The organism is Mesobacillus sp. (assembly GCF_057785455.1).
Map to the genome: position 1 here is coordinate 13,754 of NZ_JBYNSB010000042.1, position 16,625 is coordinate 30,378.

The 16,625-nt window shown below is 41.7% G+C and carries 21 protein-coding genes and 1 riboswitch; of the genes, 11 read left to right on the plus strand and 10 right to left on the minus strand.

The genetic code is table 11. The features are described 5' to 3' along the window. Positions 1-33: 33 nt before the first annotated feature. The 3 genes from AC3EBE_RS16580 to AC3EBE_RS16590 all read right to left on the minus strand — a co-directional run bounded on the left by AC3EBE_RS16580 (position 34) and on the right by AC3EBE_RS16590 (position 2,798). Positions 34-2,196 carry an MMPL family transporter gene (locus AC3EBE_RS16580; protein ID WP_488596151.1) on the minus strand — a complete coding sequence of 721 codons (2,163 nt, stop codon included), beginning with the start codon at positions 2,194-2,196 and terminating at the stop codon, positions 34-36. A 147-nt stretch (positions 2,197-2,343) separates the two neighbouring features. After that, positions 2,344-2,595: a sigma-G-dependent sporulation-specific acid-soluble spore protein CsgA gene (locus tag AC3EBE_RS16585; protein ID WP_488596152.1), complete on the minus strand. Its 252-nt coding sequence runs from the start codon at positions 2,593-2,595 to the stop codon at positions 2,344-2,346. A 2-nt stretch (positions 2,596-2,597) separates the two neighbouring features. Then, positions 2,598-2,798: a hypothetical protein gene (locus tag AC3EBE_RS16590; protein WP_488596153.1), complete on the minus strand. Its 201-nt coding sequence runs from the start codon at positions 2,796-2,798 to the stop codon at positions 2,598-2,600. Between the two features lie 145 nt (positions 2,799-2,943). On the opposite strand from AC3EBE_RS16590, the gene AC3EBE_RS16595 reads away from it, so the two are divergent. The 8 genes from AC3EBE_RS16595 to AC3EBE_RS16630 all read left to right on the plus strand — a co-directional run bounded on the left by AC3EBE_RS16595 (position 2,944) and on the right by AC3EBE_RS16630 (position 10,012). Further along, positions 2,944-4,077, plus strand: a complete 1,134-nt coding sequence (locus AC3EBE_RS16595; protein WP_488596154.1) for a zinc-dependent alcohol dehydrogenase — start codon at positions 2,944-2,946, stop codon at positions 4,075-4,077. Between the two features lie 238 nt (positions 4,078-4,315). Then, positions 4,316-4,999, plus strand: a complete 684-nt coding sequence (locus tag AC3EBE_RS16600) for a cytochrome b5 domain-containing protein (protein WP_488596155.1) — start codon at positions 4,316-4,318, stop codon at positions 4,997-4,999. Beyond that, positions 4,996-5,904 carry a hydrogenase small subunit gene (locus AC3EBE_RS16605; protein WP_488596156.1) on the plus strand — a complete coding sequence of 303 codons (909 nt, stop codon included), beginning with the start codon at positions 4,996-4,998 and terminating at the stop codon, positions 5,902-5,904. The genes AC3EBE_RS16600 and AC3EBE_RS16605 overlap by 4 nt, the downstream gene beginning before the upstream one ends. Positions 5,905-5,909: 5 nt before the next feature. Next, a complete protein-coding gene (locus AC3EBE_RS16610; RefSeq protein ID WP_488596157.1) occupies positions 5,910-7,319 on the plus strand; it encodes a nickel-dependent hydrogenase large subunit in 1,410 nt (469 codons plus the stop codon). Beyond that, a complete protein-coding gene (locus AC3EBE_RS16615; RefSeq protein ID WP_488596158.1) occupies positions 7,320-7,775 on the plus strand; it encodes a hydrogenase maturation protease in 456 nt (151 codons plus the stop codon). It begins immediately after the preceding gene. Between the two features lie 64 nt (positions 7,776-7,839). Continuing rightward, on the plus strand, positions 7,840-8,439 hold the full coding sequence (locus AC3EBE_RS16620; protein WP_488596159.1) for a class I SAM-dependent methyltransferase: 600 nt from the start codon (positions 7,840-7,842) through the stop codon (positions 8,437-8,439). Between the two features lie 62 nt (positions 8,440-8,501). Next, the gene (locus AC3EBE_RS16625) at positions 8,502-8,930 is read left to right on the plus strand and encodes a ferritin-like domain-containing protein (RefSeq protein WP_488596160.1); all 429 of its coding nucleotides are present in this window, start codon (positions 8,502-8,504) and stop codon (positions 8,928-8,930) included. Positions 8,931-9,082: 152 nt separating this feature from the next. Beyond that, on the plus strand, positions 9,083-10,012 hold the full coding sequence (locus tag AC3EBE_RS16630) for a c-type cytochrome (RefSeq protein WP_488596161.1): 930 nt from the start codon (positions 9,083-9,085) through the stop codon (positions 10,010-10,012). 39 nt (positions 10,013-10,051) lie between these two features. On the opposite strand, the gene AC3EBE_RS16635 is transcribed toward AC3EBE_RS16630, so the two are convergent. The 5 genes from AC3EBE_RS16635 to AC3EBE_RS16655 form a co-directional block, all read right to left on the minus strand. After that, a complete protein-coding gene (locus tag AC3EBE_RS16635; RefSeq protein ID WP_488596162.1) occupies positions 10,052-10,831 on the minus strand; it encodes an energy-coupling factor transporter transmembrane component T family protein in 780 nt (259 codons plus the stop codon). Further along, entirely contained in the window at positions 10,818-12,500 is a 1,683-nt protein-coding gene (locus tag AC3EBE_RS16640) for an ABC transporter ATP-binding protein (protein WP_488596268.1), read from the minus strand. The genes AC3EBE_RS16635 and AC3EBE_RS16640 overlap by 14 nt, the downstream gene beginning before the upstream one ends. Further along, positions 12,484-13,080, minus strand: coding sequence for an ECF transporter S component (locus tag AC3EBE_RS16645; protein ID WP_488596163.1), 597 nt, complete (start codon positions 13,078-13,080; stop codon positions 12,484-12,486). The genes AC3EBE_RS16640 and AC3EBE_RS16645 overlap by 17 nt, the downstream gene beginning before the upstream one ends. Continuing rightward, entirely contained in the window at positions 13,080-13,682 is a 603-nt protein-coding gene (locus AC3EBE_RS16650; RefSeq protein ID WP_488596164.1) for a YkoF family thiamine/hydroxymethylpyrimidine-binding protein, read from the minus strand. The genes AC3EBE_RS16645 and AC3EBE_RS16650 overlap by 1 nt, the downstream gene beginning before the upstream one ends. A gap of 173 nt (positions 13,683-13,855) precedes the next feature. Beyond that, positions 13,856-13,954, minus strand: a riboswitch (TPP riboswitch). A gap of 68 nt (positions 13,955-14,022) precedes the next feature. After that, positions 14,023-14,274 (minus strand): hypothetical protein, encoded by a 252-nt coding sequence (locus tag AC3EBE_RS16655; protein WP_488596165.1) that lies wholly within the window; start codon positions 14,272-14,274, stop codon positions 14,023-14,025. A 216-nt stretch (positions 14,275-14,490) separates the two neighbouring features. Between AC3EBE_RS16655 and AC3EBE_RS16660 the strand changes: the two genes are divergently transcribed. Both AC3EBE_RS16660 and AC3EBE_RS16665 read left to right on the plus strand, forming a co-directional pair. Continuing rightward, a complete protein-coding gene (locus AC3EBE_RS16660; RefSeq protein WP_488596166.1) occupies positions 14,491-14,679 on the plus strand; it encodes a hypothetical protein in 189 nt (62 codons plus the stop codon). A 155-nt stretch (positions 14,680-14,834) separates the two neighbouring features. Further along, positions 14,835-15,077 (plus strand): hypothetical protein, encoded by a 243-nt coding sequence (locus AC3EBE_RS16665; protein WP_488596167.1) that lies wholly within the window; start codon positions 14,835-14,837, stop codon positions 15,075-15,077. 79 nt (positions 15,078-15,156) lie between these two features. Here the strand turns inward: AC3EBE_RS16665 and AC3EBE_RS16670 are convergent, their stop codons facing one another. Together AC3EBE_RS16670 and AC3EBE_RS16675 are read right to left on the minus strand one after the other, a co-directional pair. After that, a complete protein-coding gene (locus AC3EBE_RS16670; RefSeq protein WP_488596168.1) occupies positions 15,157-15,300 on the minus strand; it encodes a hypothetical protein in 144 nt (47 codons plus the stop codon). Continuing rightward, positions 15,297-15,935 carry a DUF2238 domain-containing protein gene (locus tag AC3EBE_RS16675; RefSeq protein ID WP_488596169.1) on the minus strand — a complete coding sequence of 213 codons (639 nt, stop codon included), beginning with the start codon at positions 15,933-15,935 and terminating at the stop codon, positions 15,297-15,299. Before AC3EBE_RS16675 ends, AC3EBE_RS16670 begins: the two co-directional genes overlap by 4 nt. A 110-nt stretch (positions 15,936-16,045) precedes the next feature. Here AC3EBE_RS16675 and AC3EBE_RS16680 point away from each other — a divergent pair, with 110 nt between their 5' ends. After that, positions 16,046-16,483 carry a hypothetical protein gene (locus AC3EBE_RS16680; RefSeq protein ID WP_488596170.1) on the plus strand — a complete coding sequence of 146 codons (438 nt, stop codon included), beginning with the start codon at positions 16,046-16,048 and terminating at the stop codon, positions 16,481-16,483. Positions 16,484-16,625: the final 142 nt, after the last annotated feature.

Below are 16,625 nucleotides of genomic sequence, written 5' to 3' on the forward strand. Positions count from 1 at the left end.
ATAAGAAAAACAGCAGGGTTCCCTGCTGTTTTTTTAGTGTCCAAGCTTTTTGGTTTTTGAGGGTTTCAGGCCGAAAAACCACCAGTTCCAGTCTCCGAGAAGCTTCATCAAAGAAGGAACAAGGACCATTCGGACGATTGTTGCATCTATAAAAATTGCGAGGGCGATCCCGACTCCCATTTGCTGTACTGGTGCCACTCCAGTAAAGGCAAATGCGCCCGTTACGACTATCATGATGGCAGCAGCCGAGGTGATGATTTTACTGGTGGAAATCAGGCCGGTTAATGTTGCGTGATTATTGTCCTTCGTTTCCAAATATTCCTCATGTATGCGTGATATAAGAAAGACTTCATAATCCATTGATAACCCAAATACCAGGCTGAAGACAAATACAGGCAGAATCAGGGCAATGCTGGCTGGCTCAACCCCCAGATGTCCCTCCTGAAAAATCCATACTACAATTCCGAAGGTAGCGCTCAGGCTCAAAATATTCATGATGATCGCCTTAAGCGGAATCAATAGGGATCTGAAAGCCGTCATCAGAATCAAAAAGGTTGAAATAAGAATTAACAGAAGCCCTTGTGGAGCTTTTTGGAAAATTTCATCAAAGATTTCCTGCTCGAATTTAGGTGTGCCTCCAAAGGATATGGAAACAGGATAGTCTTTTGCCGCAGCATCCCTTACCCAATCCTGCGCATCATCCGCACTCAAGCTGGTTTTTAAATAAATGCTTGCTGTCATCTTATTACCCGCAATGTAATGGTCTGCTGCTTGCTGGATAGGACTGTTTTCCTGAGAAACAGCATAAAGCAGCGCTTCCTGATCTTCCATTTTAGTAACACTGAAGATGGAATCGATTGCCTGGACGGCTTCGTCATTCTTAAACCCTTCAAGCACATTTTGGAGCGCCTCAAGATTCTCTTTAGTCAAAACATCGCTTTCTGTTTCAAGTACAAGTTTGACTTCCTTTTCACCGCTTTTATTTTTATCAACAAATTCATCCTGGAATTTGTCATATGCAATCCTTGAATCATAGGAGGCAGGCAGGGCATCTACCCCAGGAACAGTGAGTTCCATTTGCTTAACTGGAATCAGTCCTGCAATCAATAAAGCAAGAGCCAGCAAAGACATAATCACTGGACGCTTCATTACAAAGTGGGCAAATGCGCTCCATATCCCCGGCTTGTCATTCTTTACTCTTAGCAAGCTTAACGCGTGGACTCTTTTACCCAATAGGGCCAATATCGCAGGAAGAAAAGTAATTGCAGACAGCGCAGAAATCAACACCACTGTCATGCCGCCAATTGCGACATTTTGAAAAATATCAATTTGAATGAATATCAGCCCAAGAAGCCCTATGAAAACGCACATTGCAGAGAATATGATGGAACGTCCTGCAGTTGCAATTGTAGTCTGGATAGCCTCTTCAACTGAATGTTTATCAATTTCCTCTTTAAAACGGTTTATGAACAGTAATGCAAAATCAATACTTAATGCCAGTCCAATCATAGGAATGATGTTTAAAATGAAAATAGTCAAGTCAAACCAGTAGCTGAAGAAATATACTGCTCCCATCGTTGTAAGGATTGAAAATATCCCCACAAGCAATGGAAGCCCTGCAGCCACGAGACCGCCGAATGCCAGGATCAGTACGATAAGGGCAATTGGAAGGCCGATCATTTCAGCCTTGGCAAGGTCCTCCTGGCTGGCCTGATTTAGGTCCTTTACAATGACTGGTTCACCTGTCAGCGATATCGTAAGGCCATTTTTATTCTTTAATACATCCCGCAAATTGTTTATTTCATCCGTCATGGATTCAGCTGATTTATCGAATAGGAGAATTCCATATGCACTGTTGTCTTTTAGCATATCCTCCTGCTGAAAGGGAGAAATACTATCCTCTGCTTTAGAAGCTTGTTCTGCTTTTTCAAAGGAATCCTTTATAAATAAGTGCCAATCTTCTTCTTTTATATCTTTGTCCTTTTCAAATAAGACAATGATGGAGGAAGTATGCTGACCGAAATCTTCCTCGAGAATTTTTTTGGTTTGTTTATACTCGCCATCAAATTCGAATCCATTTCCGCTCAATACCGACGGCAGCTGTAACGCAAAGAATCCGAAACAAATAATAATCCCTATCCAAATGAATAGTACAGCCTTTTTATATTTTAAAATTACGCTTCCTAATTTCTTCACTTTTACCTCCATTTAAAGGTTTTTCATAGAATAACTAGATTATATAACAATCATACAAGGGTGACATGGAAATTGATTGAAAGGTTTTAGAAGAAGATTGGTGAGGTTGTGAGTCGATGAACAGGGAGGAGGGTTCCTCCCTGATGGTTAAAAAAGCAGCTCATATACTTCATTTAATTGCTGGGCACGTTTCTCATCCTGTTCGTTCTTGGCATATTCAATAGCTTCTGGAAGGATTTTGTCGAGGAACTCGATCTCTTCAGCGGTCAATTCTCTGACAAAAGCTCCTTCTGTCGGAAAATTACCAGCTTCAATCCGCTGGTAAATCTTCTTGCTAAGAGGATATGTTTCTGTGTAATCAGATAAGATTTCCCTTAAGTAGGCTAATGTTTTTTCCATGGTTACTCCTCAAAATAGTCATTGAATTTTTCAGAATTTGATGTGTGTCCACTTTCAAAATAAGGGTTTTCCTCTTTAACATCTTTTGGGTCAAGATTCGTTTTTATAACAAGCTGTGGACCAGTAGAAGGATTTGCGATAATCCGGTCGTGCAATTCCTTGAAATCAGGCAGATTCTTGCTGCCGGGTTGATTCGGTTCCATATAAAAAACACCTCCATTTAATAAGGTGCATTATAGAGTGAAAGTTATGTATGCAGCTAATTATTGGAAAAGCTGCCAAACATGTTTTTATTTTAAAATCAAGGGAATTCTTCTTAATGTAAATAAAGGAATGGGGTGGAGTGAATTGAAAGCAGTTACGTATCAAGGTTCGAATGATGTACAAGTCAAAAATGTTGAAGCTCCGAAAATAGAACATGAAAAAGATATGATTGTTAAAATTACCTCGACTGCTATATGCGGTTCTGATCTGCATTTGTATCAGGGTAACATGCCATTGCGTCCTGGCTATATTATCGGCCATGAACCGATGGGAATTGTTGAGGAAGTAGGTCCTGGAGTTACAAAAGTGAAAAAGGGCGACCGGGTTGTCATTCCATTCAACGTATCGTGTGGTGAGTGCTTTTACTGCCAAAACCAAATGGAAAGTCAATGCGATAACACCAATGAATTTAAGGACACTGGCGCGTATTTCGGTTATACAGAACAATACGGGAACCATCCGGGCGGGCAGGCTGAATATCTAAAGGTGCCTTTTGCGGATTTCACTTCATTCGTGGTACCTGAATCCTGTGAGCTTGAGGATGAGTCTTTGTTATTCTTATCAGATGTTATCCCGACCGCGTGGTGGAGTGTTGAACATGCAGGTGTGAAAAAAGGGGATACTGTCATCGTCCTTGGGTCCGGGCCGGTAGGATTGATGACCCAAAAGTTCGCCTGGATGAAAGGCGCAAAGCGAGTGATCGCAGTGGATCATCTGGATTATAGGCTTATGCATGCCAAATCAACAAACAATGTTGAAATTTTTGATTTTACCCAGCAGGATGACCCGGGGAAATTCCTTCAGGACCTGACTGATGGCGGGGCAGATGTCGTCATTGACTGCGTGGGTATGGATGGAAAAAAATCAGCAGTTGAGAAAGTCGAACAAAAATTGAAGCTTCAGGGCGGAACTCTATCTGCAATTGAAATTGCCCATACAGCAGTTCGGAAATTTGGAACCGTCCAGCTTACAGGCGTTTACGGTTTGCGTTACAATATGTTCCCGCTTGGCCGCTTCTTCGAACGCAATATAACAATGAAGATGGGTCAGGCACCAGTCATCCATTACATGCCAAAGCTATTCGATATGGTCGTGAATGGAGAATTTGATCCAACCGATATCATCACTCACAAGATCCCATTGGAGGACGCTGCAAAGGGATATGAAATATTCAATGATAAGAAAGATGACTGTATTAAGGTAGTGTTGAAGCCTTAAAACGGTATAGAGAGACAGACGCTTATGCTGGCGCCTGTCTTTTTAATGAGGAAAGTTTTTCAGATGATCAAGCAGATTGGTTTGAACTGTAGTCGGGAAGAAAATGTATCACGGTTACATACGGCTGAATATGTACCACATCCTTCCTGTTCTATTTAGGGATTACATGAATAGACTTATCAAAGGAATTGTATGAACTTCTCCCCAAAACCTGTAACTTTTAAGGGGGTAAACAGAATTGGCAAATACCTATATGACCGACAGCGAGATTGCTGCCACTTTTTCTGAAATGCAATATATAATGAGCATGATTTATTCAGTACGGGAGCTTCAGGTACGCAATTATGCATTAAATCAACTTTGGACTATGATTGCTCGTTTAGAATTCCTGACACATCTTATTCAGATTGAACGGAATAAAGCTTTACAGCAGCTGCAGAGGCCAAATAGCACTCATCCTTTCCAACAATTTAATATACCGGCAATTCCTGTTCAGGGTGTTCCTGTTAAAGCCAACGGCCGCAAGACTCAATCAGCACTGCCCGGATACTCAGCAGCTCCTCAGCCCCTTACACAGCAGGTTTATCCCACAGCCCCACCAATTCCATTCCAGCCAGCAAACCAGGATACACAGACGCTCTCAAGTCAACCTGCAAATCCCCTGACATCAGATACTGGAAATCCAAATGGCCAGACTTTCACAAGGGAGCAGCTTGCTCAATTCACGGGGCTGAACGGAATGCCTGCATACGTTGCGGTGAATGGGATTGTCTATGATGTTACCAATAATGCGGCCTGGTCTGCTGCGACTCATTTTGGACTGAGAGCAGGCAGGGAATTGACCGCGGAATTTGCAAGCTGCCATGCTGGGCAGCAATGGATATTGGCTCAGCTAAAAGCGATTGGGAGGCTGGCAGGATGAAGAACTCGAAAGCTGAAGGAATACTGCCTCCTGAGCCAATGACGAATGAGGCGGTGGCGAAGAGATTATATGCTCAGGCAATGAATGGTTTGCAAAATAGGCAAGTGGAAAAGAAGAAGCTTGTCTGGCTGGAGCTTAATGGCTGTTCCGGTAATGTGATTTCTTTGTTGAATGGATTTCAGCCTGACTTTGAGTACGCGATCACCCAAATGGTTGATTTAGTCTATAGCAACAGCATGATGGTTGCAGATGGGGATAACGCAATAGACAAATTATTTGAGCTTGCTGAAAGTGGAGAGGAGTTCATTCTAGCTGTCGAAGGAGCTGTTGCATTAAGGAACGAAGGAATGTTTCAGCTAGTCGGCAGCAGGCAAGGAAAACCTGTTACCGGTTTGCAGGCAGCCAAAATGCTTGGGGAAAAGGCAAGCTCCATTATTGCAATTGGTGCTTGTGCTGTTGATGGTGGCCCGTCAGCTGCCAGGCCGAACTTGTCGCAGTCGGTCGGGCTCCAGGCAGTATTGACAGAAAGGGAAATGATCAAACTGCCTGGATGCCCTGTCCATCCCGACTGGTTCCTCGGCACTCTGGCACATCTGCTGCTTTATGGACAGCCGGAACTCGACAGTCAGCAGCGGCCGAAAATGTTCTATAGTGATTTAATCCATGATCGATGCCCTCGCAGGCCATATTTCGATAAGGGGATTTTCTCTGAGACGCTGGGAGAGCCTTATTGTTTATTCAAGCTCGGCTGCCGCGGCCCGGTAACAAGAGTAGATTGCCCGACAAGGCAATGGAATGGACATGTGAACTGGCCAATAGGGGCAAGTACTTGTATAGGTTGTGCTCAATCAGGATTTCCTGATCGAATGGCCCCTTTCATTTCATACAACACCACAAGGGAGTAGAAGATATGTCAGGAAGCAGGAGGATTGTGATCAATCCGGTTACAAGGCTGAGTGGCTTTTTGGAGCTCGATGTGCAGGTAGAAAATAATGAAGTAGCAGATGCTAAAACCAAGGGCGTGATGTTCCGGGGATTTGAACAAATGATGGTTGGGAGGAGCCCTTTTGATGCGATTTACCTGACACAGAGAATATGCGGAATCTGTTCAACAGCACATTCTGTTGCATCGTCAACCGCACTTGAGTCAGCGCTGGACATTGAGGTAACAGACCAGGGCAGATATATCCGCGATTTAATTCATTGCTGTGAGTTTTTGCAAAATCATCTAAGGCATTTTTATCAATATTCTCTGCCAGATTACGTAAAGATGCCTGCGGAATTCCCGCTATTTCATTCTGAAATCACTGATTATAGAATACCAGAGAACATTAATAACAGGCTGGCGGAAAACTATTTCGAATCATTGAATTATAGCAGACTAGCCCACCAGATGCTTGCAGTACTCGGAGGGAAGGCACCTCATAACCATGGAGTTTTTGTAGGTGGATTCACCACACCTCCAGATGCTGAAAAAATCGTTCATATTAAATCAATCCTTGATAAAGTTAGCCGTTTTATAGAAGAAAAAATGATTCCAGATACTTATACAATTGCAAACTATTATCCTGATTTATACCAGCTGGGCGGGGGACCGGGGAACTTCATGTCGTTTGGTGCCTTTCATAATTATGAGAAGCTCGGTACTTTATACACAGCTCCCCTTGTTTATATAAATGACCGTATTGAAGCCTTTGACGCGGGCCAAATAGAAGAAAAAATCCGCTATTCCTGGTATAAAGGCAATGAATCTTCCCGCCCTTTTGACGAAATGACAGAACCCGATATGGAGAAGGAGGAGGCCTATACATTTGTTAAGGCGCCTCGCTACAAGGGTGTTCCAATGGAAGTAGGCCCTTTGGCAAGGCTATGGCTGAGCGGGGATTATCGTAATGGAATATCAGCGATGGACCGGACAATTGCCAGGACTTTGGAGGCTAAAAAAATATCTGAGATTATGAAGGTGCTAATTGATCAAATCATACCTGGTACCCATGTCCAGAAAAAGTGGCAGATACCGGACCATGCCCAGGGAGCCGGGCTGGTTGAGACAACAAGGGGCTCATTAGGGCATTGGGTGAAAATCGAAAATGGTGTAATCTCGTTCTACCAAATTATCACTCCTTCCGCATGGGATTTTTCAGCAAGCGATGAATCAAGCAAAGGAACAGCAGAATTGGCCCTAATGAATACAGTTCTTAAGGATCCTGATAATCCAGTTGAACTCGGCCGTATTTTACGTACATTTGACCCCTGCATGTCATGTGCCACCCATGTTTATCGGCCAGGGAAAAAAACGCGGTCCATTAAGGTGTTTTAGATGCTAGTTATTGGGATTGGAAATATATTGATGCAGGATGATGGAATAGGTGTGTACCTTGCCAGGGAGCTGCAAACGGAAAATAAGAACGAAAATATCCGTTATCTTGCAGGCGAGACAGATGTAGATTACTGCCTTTCAGAGGCTGAAGAGGAGGAATACCTCATCGTCCTTGATGCCGTGCAGCAAGGAAGGGAAAAGGGGAATGTTTTTCAATTTGACCTTGCTGAATTGTCCCGGCTGGATTCAGGTTTTGCAGCCCATAATTTCCATTTGCTTCATATGCTTGGGAATAAAAAGGGCAAACTTATTGGGATTGAACCATATCATATTGATTTCAATTACGGACTCAGCAGCCCAATGAAGTCAAAATATAATAAAATTAAAGAAGAAGTAAAAGAATTGATCAGCATTGCCGCCAATATCTATGAACAGTATAAAAATAGCCTTGAATAAGCTGATTAGCTTTTTTAGGCTATTTTTTTTATAATAAACAAAATGCGATGTTAGGAGTTTGAATGTGGCCAAGTTATTTGCTAGTTTATATGATACCTTAATGGGTCCTCTTGAGAAAAAGTGGATTGCTAGAGTCCGAAAAAATATTGTATCCGGCCTTGAGGGAAATATACTGGAAATAGGTGCGGGAACCGGGGCGAATTTTCAGTATTATTCCTCGGACAAGGTAGCAGCTGTAACTACAATTGAACCTAATCCCTTTATGATCGAGCAGGCTAAAGAGAAGGCAAAGGAAAGTGGCTTACCAATAATCTTCCATCAGGGGGTAGCCGAGGATATGCCTTTTCGGGATGGAGAATTCGATACCGTTGTTGCAACATTAGTGCTGTGTTCCGTCAATGATCCACATAAGGTTTTTCAGGAAATGAGAAGAGTCTGTAAAAAAGGTGGCAGAATAATTCTATTTGAGCATGTAAGGACAGAATCCGCTTCTTTGGCAGCTTTACAGGATATTCTGACTCCCGCCTGGAAGAAGCTTTGTGACGGCTGCCATCTAAATAGGGATACAGGCAGATATATGAAGGAATCGGGCATCGACGTAATTAATGAAAAGCAATACTTAAAAGGGATCTTTATTGAATTTGAAGGAATTAACAATAAATAAATACATGCACAGTAATCACGCCTTCCCATAGAATGATAAAAATAATTTGGGGAGGTTCGTGTATGTATCCTTATTATTATCATTACAGACAAAATGAAAAGCTGATCAATGACCTGACGAAAGCGATCAATGGGGAGTATACTGCAACGCAATGCTATGCGCGACTCGCTCAAATGGCACCCAACGAGGTGCAGCGTGGGCAAATTAACGAAATACTAAGAGATGAAAAAAAACATCTTCAGCAGTTTACCCAAATCTATGTAAACCTGACTGGAAGACAGCCTCAGCCGCAAATGTCAGAGGAATGTGCAAATACTTACCTTGAAGGACTTGAAGCTTCTATAAAAGATGAACAATTGACTACGGATTTTTACCACGAAATTGCTGATGAGGCAGCAGATCCTGCAGTTAAAGATGTTTTTCGCAGGGCTGCTTTTGATGAACAAAACCATGCGGTGTGGTTCCTTTACTTTTTTACAAAAGAAAAATAGGCTGCTATTGAAAGAGTAGGTAAATCCTGCTCTTTTTTCTATTTGAACAGTTTTCATCATTTATACATATTTAACCTGAAAAAAATGAATCCATTTATACTAATATGGGTATATAGGAAGTTGATTATGAATCTGCATAAGGAGGAAATAGCATGAAAAATAGTCTTGCAATCATTATTGGTTTTTTAATTTTCGGTTCATTATTGGTCGGCTGGAAAATCAGTCAGGACCTGGGCCCTACAGAAACTGCAGTGGCACCGGAGACACAAACTGAAACTGCCAGCAACGAAATTGAATTCAATCCGCCAAGTATGGATGATGTCCCAGACGGTCCACTCGGAGAAAGCATCAAATATGGTCATCAATTGATGATGGAAACGAATACAGTAGCGGATGGGAATGTAGGAAATAACCTGTCATGTGCCAGCTGCCATGCGAACGGCGGAATTGTTAAAGAGGAAGCGCCAATGGTCGGTTTATCAGCGGTCTATCCTGAATACAGACCTCGTGAGGGTGAAGTTTATACGCTGGAAGATCGAATCAATGGCTGTATGATCCGCAGCATGAATGGTGAAATGTTTCCGAATGACAGTAAAGAAATGCGAGCGATGATTGCCTATCTGCAATATATGTCAGAAGGTGTACCAGCAGGGGCCGAGCTTCCCTGGAGAGCAGCGAAAGAACCTAAACAATTCCCAGTCCCAAGTGTTGAGGATGGCGAAAAGTTATATGCACAATCATGTGCAAGCTGCCACGCAGCTGACGGTGGAGGAACCGGTGCAACTACTGGTCCAGCAGTCTGGGGTGAAAATTCCTTCAATGATGGAGCAGGGATGGCCAGGCTGACTAAGATGGCTGGTTATGTGCAGAAAAACATGCCTAAAGGACAGGGAGGTACTTTATCAGATCAGGATGCTATCAATGTAGCCGCGTATATCCTGTCACATGATCGTCCTGAATTCGGCGGCCATGACAAAGATTGGCCAAAGGGCGGGAAACCTGCTGATATCATGAATAAGGAAAAGCGTGAACAAATCAAGAATGGAACCATCGATTGGGAAGCAATCGTGTCTGCAAAATAAAAGCTAGAGGAACCCGGCACAAAAAAGTGCCGGGTTTCTTCATAGTTCACCGTTATAGATCCGGAGGAATCCAAGCTCATAGGAGGACCAGGCACTGATTAAAATGACAGAAATCATGATAATCATGAATAGCCAGTCGGTTCCTGAGATTCTGATGACCCGGTAAAACTCCCTGTTTTTTTTGCCTGTAAACCCTTTTGACTCCATAGCTAATGCTGTCCGCTCTGCTTTTCTGATGCCGCTTGCAAGCAGAGGAATGGAATACTTCTTGATTTGTTTTACCTTATCCATAAGCGTCAGGGTCCTGCCGGCGCCTCTAACCTGATGTGCACACTTGATGATTTCATATTCTTCCTTCATTAGAGGAATGAACTGATAGCCTGCCATGATGGAATAAGCAAGTTTCGGAGGCATTTTGCATTGCTGCATCAGACTGAGTAAAAAATCGACAGGATTAGTAGTCAAAGCAAACATTAGCGATAAAGATGCAAAGCTAAGCATCCTTAAACCAAGAGACATGCTTCTTTCAAGGCCGTCCGCTGTAATGGAAATGAAAGCCCATTCCCATATTATTTTATCGCCAGGATCCACTCTTGGAAATACAAGTGATGACCACACATAGACTGCAGACATAAAAAGAAATGGAGCAAATAAAAGTATCCATTTCTTGAAGCTTACCTTACCCAGTATAAAGGTTAAGAATATCGTTATACCCAAACTGACCAAGGGTGTAACCGGGTCAAAGAAAATTGACAGCAAAAAGATGCAGATGACAATGCTGATTGCTTTGATACTCGGATTCAAATCATTTAACAGCATAACTTCCACCTTGATTCTGCTTCATTTTGTTTTCAAATTCCATACTGAAAGGGAGCTTTAACTTTGCTGTTGAAAGGATTTCTTCATTTCTCCATAATTCAGATGGAGTTCCAAAAAACAAATCTGACCCTTTGTGCACTACCAGTACCTTATCAGCATATTGATCGATTATGTCCATGTCATGTGTAATCATGATTACGCAGCCTGTTTCTGGTACAGAATCAGTGACCCACTCGATTAATTGCCTGGAGGTATTAGCATCCTGTCCAAATGTTGGTTCATCTAGAATTAAGACCTGCTGGCCATTAATCAGCATAATTCCTACACTTAGCCTTCTTTTTTGCCCCTGGCTCAGGGAAAAAGGGTGCTGGGAAAGTCGACCTGATAAATTGAGCGAATCAGCAATTTCTTTTATCTTCCCATCTGTATCGCCGTCTGTATGAAGACTGAATTTAATTTCTTCAAATACTGAATCTGTAATAAACTGATGTTCAGGGTTTTGAAAGACATACCCAATTCTCTTCCATTTTTCTTCTTCTCGCCATTTAATGAGGGAGATTCCTTCAAATGAAATACTGCCTGCGGCAATCGACTGAAGTCCTGTCAAGCATTTGGTTAAGGTGGTTTTGCCCGAACCATTCATACCTGCAATAGCAATGAACTCTCCTGATGCGATTGAAAAAGAAAGATTACTAATGAGTGTTGTACCAGCTTTAGAACAACTTATTCGATCGACATGGAAAACAGGTTTTTTTTCGAGTGGAAAAGAGCTGATTCTTGTATTTTTTAATAATGACAAAGCTTTTTCTGTGTCGTCGATCTGTTCAATTAGTTCTTCGACTGACAGTGGATAGGCAGAAGAACTTATCAACCCTGATTCCTCCAACTTAATAGCAGCGCAGACAGTCCTGGGAAGCCAGATGCCTTCCTTTGCCAGCTCATGTGCATAATCAGTAAAACAAACTCTTGGATTCCCATCGAAAATCAATTGTCCTCTAGCATTTAAAATCACGCAGCGGTCAATGATTCCAATCCAATTTTCCAGATTATGCTCTATGATTAAAATGCTCAGAGAGTTCTTAAGCTTTAGTTCCTTCAATGTCTCAGTCAATTCCATGCTTGATACAGGATCGAGATTAGCTGTTGGTTCATCCAGGATCAGTAATTCCGGTTTCATTACAAGGGCACATGCAATTGCTAACTTTTGCTTTTGCCCGCCGGACAAAGTATGGATCATTCGCTCTTTCATTGATAACATATCGACTAAACTTAAAGCCCAATCGATTTTCTCTGTCATCTGTGATCTTGGTGTCTGGATGTTCTCTAGTACGAAAGCGAGCTCATCTTCCACTGTCAGCATACAAAATTGTGCATCTGGATCCTGGAGGACAAGACCAACTTTTTGATTTATTTCGCCCGGGCCAAAGGATGATGTGTTTCTGCCGTGAAACTGGATTGTACCCTCCATAATTCCATCAACGGAAGATGGGTATATATTATTCAGGCAATAAGCTAATGTGCTTTTACCTGAACCGCTTGGCCCAAGCACCAGTACAGTTTCATCTTTTTGCATGCTGAATGAAATGCCATTTAACACTTTGCCTCCGGTATCGAAAGCAAAGGAGAGACCAGATACAGTTAGGAGGTTTTCTTTAGGCTGAGAATTCATGATTCTGCTTTGCCTTTCTGGTTTCTTTGCCAATTGGGAAGCTGTTCAGTGCGCCAGTCTTTGCCAGGCTGTCACTAATAAATTTCCCCAGAAGACCGGCCAGGAGTGCCCCGCTTGCAAGTCTAACCAAAAACATGGCTGTTACATATCCAGGAGATAAAGCGGTGTAACCGGACAGAAAATAACCCCACAAAAAACTTGTTACAGACGATCCCATTCCTGCTGCCATAAGAACCCAAACAGAATAGTTTTTCCATCTCCCAGCCGCAAAGACAGCCTCTGCACCGAATCCCTGTATGATTCCTGCAAGGATTAAACGTGGGCCTGCTGCGTTGCCAAGCATTACTTCAATCATCGCGGCAATTGTCTCAGAAAGAAGAGCTGCGCCAGGTTTTCTTATGACATAAGAAGCAATGATGGAAACGATGAACCAAATCCCGAAAATAAAATCATATCCGATCAATCCGAACATACCTACCAGCACATTACCAAGCTGAAGGAATAGGAGATATATAATCCCAAAGACAACTGCAAGGACAGATAATACTACCACCTCACGAAGTTTCCAGTTTGTAAGCATTATCTCTTCTCCTTTCTTGATGGGCTGTTGGCTGACATTGTGACAGTCATGACGATATGTGAAGAATCACTCTTTCTTGCGCCATCGAAAGCCATCTCGAGTGCTTCAAATACTTTATTTGCCTCTCCGTCCATCCTTGACGCATAGTGGACCCCGCCTGAAAAAACACCTTGTTGCTGTGCGGCTCTGACCTGTCCCATTATGACATCCATATATGTAGGTATCCCAAGCGGATATAAGGCGAATTGGACTGCTACCTCTTGTTTTATTTCACGCGAGCTCAATTCGTTCATACGTAAATGATCATTTGTCATAAAGGCATCTCCTGTGGTATCACCAGGACAGCCGTTAGAGAAGGTTGCATTCAAGACCACATGATGCCCTGTTTTAGCAGCGTTTAGATAGATAGCTTTTACTACATCGAATACGTGTTCAGAATTGCCCCTGACACATGTGCTTATATCGTCAGTCTCTATCCAGACCTTTGAAGTATCCACCTCATTTAAAGTTGACATAATGATTCCTGCAAAATTGTCTGACATAGGATAGATAGAAAATCTTGCTCCGGAAATTTCGCTTGTTCCACATAATCTTTTACTCACTGCTTTTCATCTCCTCTTCATTTTTAAGCTGGCTTTGTAAAGCAACAGAGATTCCTGTCGGCACAACAGTTGAATAACGCGATTGCCTTATAAATAGCCATATGTAAAAACAAAAAACTGCACCCCATGGGAAGGGTGCAGTAGAATACAGCCGTTTCTGAATAGCGTAACGGAAAGGTTCTTCTGCACTTCCCCACGCTGGTATTATCCAGATCGAGTAATAAGGGTCAGGACGTAGTCCTTCTCAGCGAATAGCTCCCCTAGTGCCAAAAATATGCAGTTATTGTTTCAAAATCATCTTAAAGCAGTTGGTTGAAGTTGTAAATATAAAAATATTAATTTATTTTTCATTCGAATTTTTTTGGTGCTTCCTCAGTCGATATTCGTGGGCAGATCCAAGCTCTTGGTTAAGCAGCCATTCCATTTCCTCAAGAGCTTCCCTGGTGACAACAGGATCATGCCAGGACCAGTGTACCGTGTATACGAAATAATAGTTTTTGATTTTCCTAAATACGACGATTGAGTTTGGATAATCATTAAACTGGGCTTTGATATTGTATCTCTTTGCGTATGACCATTTAGTTAATTCCATGTCAAAACCCCATGTCTATGTTTTCATTACAATTACCCTGACTGACAAAAGGCAAAACAGACATAAAGCCAAAGGAAGTGTCAATACCTGTCTGTATGTGGTAAAATAAGTGGCATTGAGAAATTGTTAGCGACAAATATCTGCATGATACCACCTGCTAGCAGGTTGATAGTTAAATAATATCGAGTAAACGCGAAACCTGGAGGGAAATAAGCAATGAATGAACCCCAAAGAATACAACTCAATGTAAGAGTAGCTAAGGAAACCTCAGATATGTTGGATGAGATTGTGGAATATTATCAGGAGAATACCAAAATCGGCAGGATTTACAAAGGTGATGTCTTGACAGATATTATCCAGAAGTCGTATGAAATTATGCAGAAACAAAAAAGGCTGAACAGATAAAACAGTATTGATGCAATAAAGCAATTTTACGGCGAATGTTAAGACAAATTGTCATAGCTAAATGTGGCAAAATTATGAACAAAACAGTTGCACTTGGCAATAATAAGTCGTATTATTTTAATAATCTGATAATTAGACTTAAGGTGGTTATACTTATGATGAGAATGGCTATTGCTGGTGTTGCTGGTTTTGTTCTCGTGTTTATAGAGTCTTATATTGTAATGGTTATAAAACAATATGAAGCAGTAGACTTTGGGGGAATTGCTCCATTTGTCAGTGTATGGACGATGAATTTTTTCCTTGTGTTCTCAATTCTTACTCACATCAAATTCTGGTATGAGGAAAGAGAGGCACAGCGAGAGGAAGAAGCTGCAGAGAGAGACCGGTTTATTAATTAGAGATGTTAAAGGCAGCCATGATGGCCGCCTTTTTTTCGTTCACAATGAAATCATTCTTTCGCGACAATTTTAGTTTTTATTACCTTTGATCATCATAGTCTTTCTCAGCTTCTTCAGCAGCAATTCTCAACTCCTGAAAAAATAATTGGTCATTGCATACCATGCTATGTTTTTGCTCCTCATCATTCAGATTATGATTTTGTGTTGTCTGATCTTTTTTCATTTGTATACCTCCTTTTGTTTTATTCCTATTTCCCTTTCAAGAAGGCTGTTATGCATCTTGGTGAAAAGAAGCAGGGAAAGCAATGCTCCGCTGAATGTAAGGAACATATCCCATTGAGTATCCCAAAAATCCCCCTGTGCTCCGAGAAAATCGTGAGCCGCTTTACCTCCTCCTGTAAGAGTTGCAAATAGCCATTCAATAATTTCATACAGAGCTGCAATCGACAGGGTTACTGATAAAGCCAACCAATTTACCAGTGCTCCTATAGAGAGAGGAGTTTTTCTCATCAGGATCTCGCGGAAAATGATGACGATTAGCCCTTTCATCAAGTGTCCAAACCGGTCATAATGGTTTCTTTTTAAATTAAAATGATCTTTCAGCCAATCGAATAGCGGAACATTTGCATAGATATAGTGCCCGCCAATGAACATCAGAATTGTCACAAAAGCAATGATGGTATAAGACAGAGTGGTTAATGGGAATCTTTTGTATAGAAAAGCCGTTACTGCGATCGCCACAATAGCTGGTAAAACCTCTGCCACCCACGTTGGTAAATAGGCAGGCTTTATCGCTGACCAGGCAAAAAAGGCTAAGACAATAATAAATAAAAGAATATGTAGATTTCTTTTCTGCAAATAACCAACTCCTATGAACAAAATGATTATGTAAAGTATTTGATTTATTTCCATTTTTAATCCTTAATTCTACTTTTCTTAACTAAACTCATACATAATGGAGGTTTCCCATGTCTGGAATCAAGTGCATATACAGCTTTGATGAGGAAGAGCAATATTTAAAGATCGATTTTTTACCGGCGGACAGTGATGGATCTCAGTCCTGGAAGGCTTATGTATTTGATGAAAATTGGACTGAATTAATTGGCACGGCAGCATCTGTATCAAAACGATTTGCAGATGTTTTGGAATATGCGTATGAAAGGCTGAGTCTTAGGGGGAGGATTGCCGTTATCTCAGGTCTTGATGCTGCAGGCAGAAATGTATCAGCGGTAGATACTTCGCTTTTCCACCTGCAGGCATTGCTGTATTCTTCGGCGATCCTTGTCATTGAGGATTGGAAAGAATTCGAAGAGTTTGGCTTCAAGAGTGATAAATTATCCAATGGCGAAATATTTTATTACCTTGCATCAGAAGATACAGCACAGGACTCTTGCCGTTTTTTGTAATTTTATCTAAATGCGTTTCGTGAATTTTGTTGATTTGCGTACTCTGGACATAGAATTTGGTGCAAGGAATACGGGTTCAAAGAGTTAGTCGAAATGAAATATTAAAACGTCATAGAAGCTTTTTAAAAGAGTGAATGGTCTG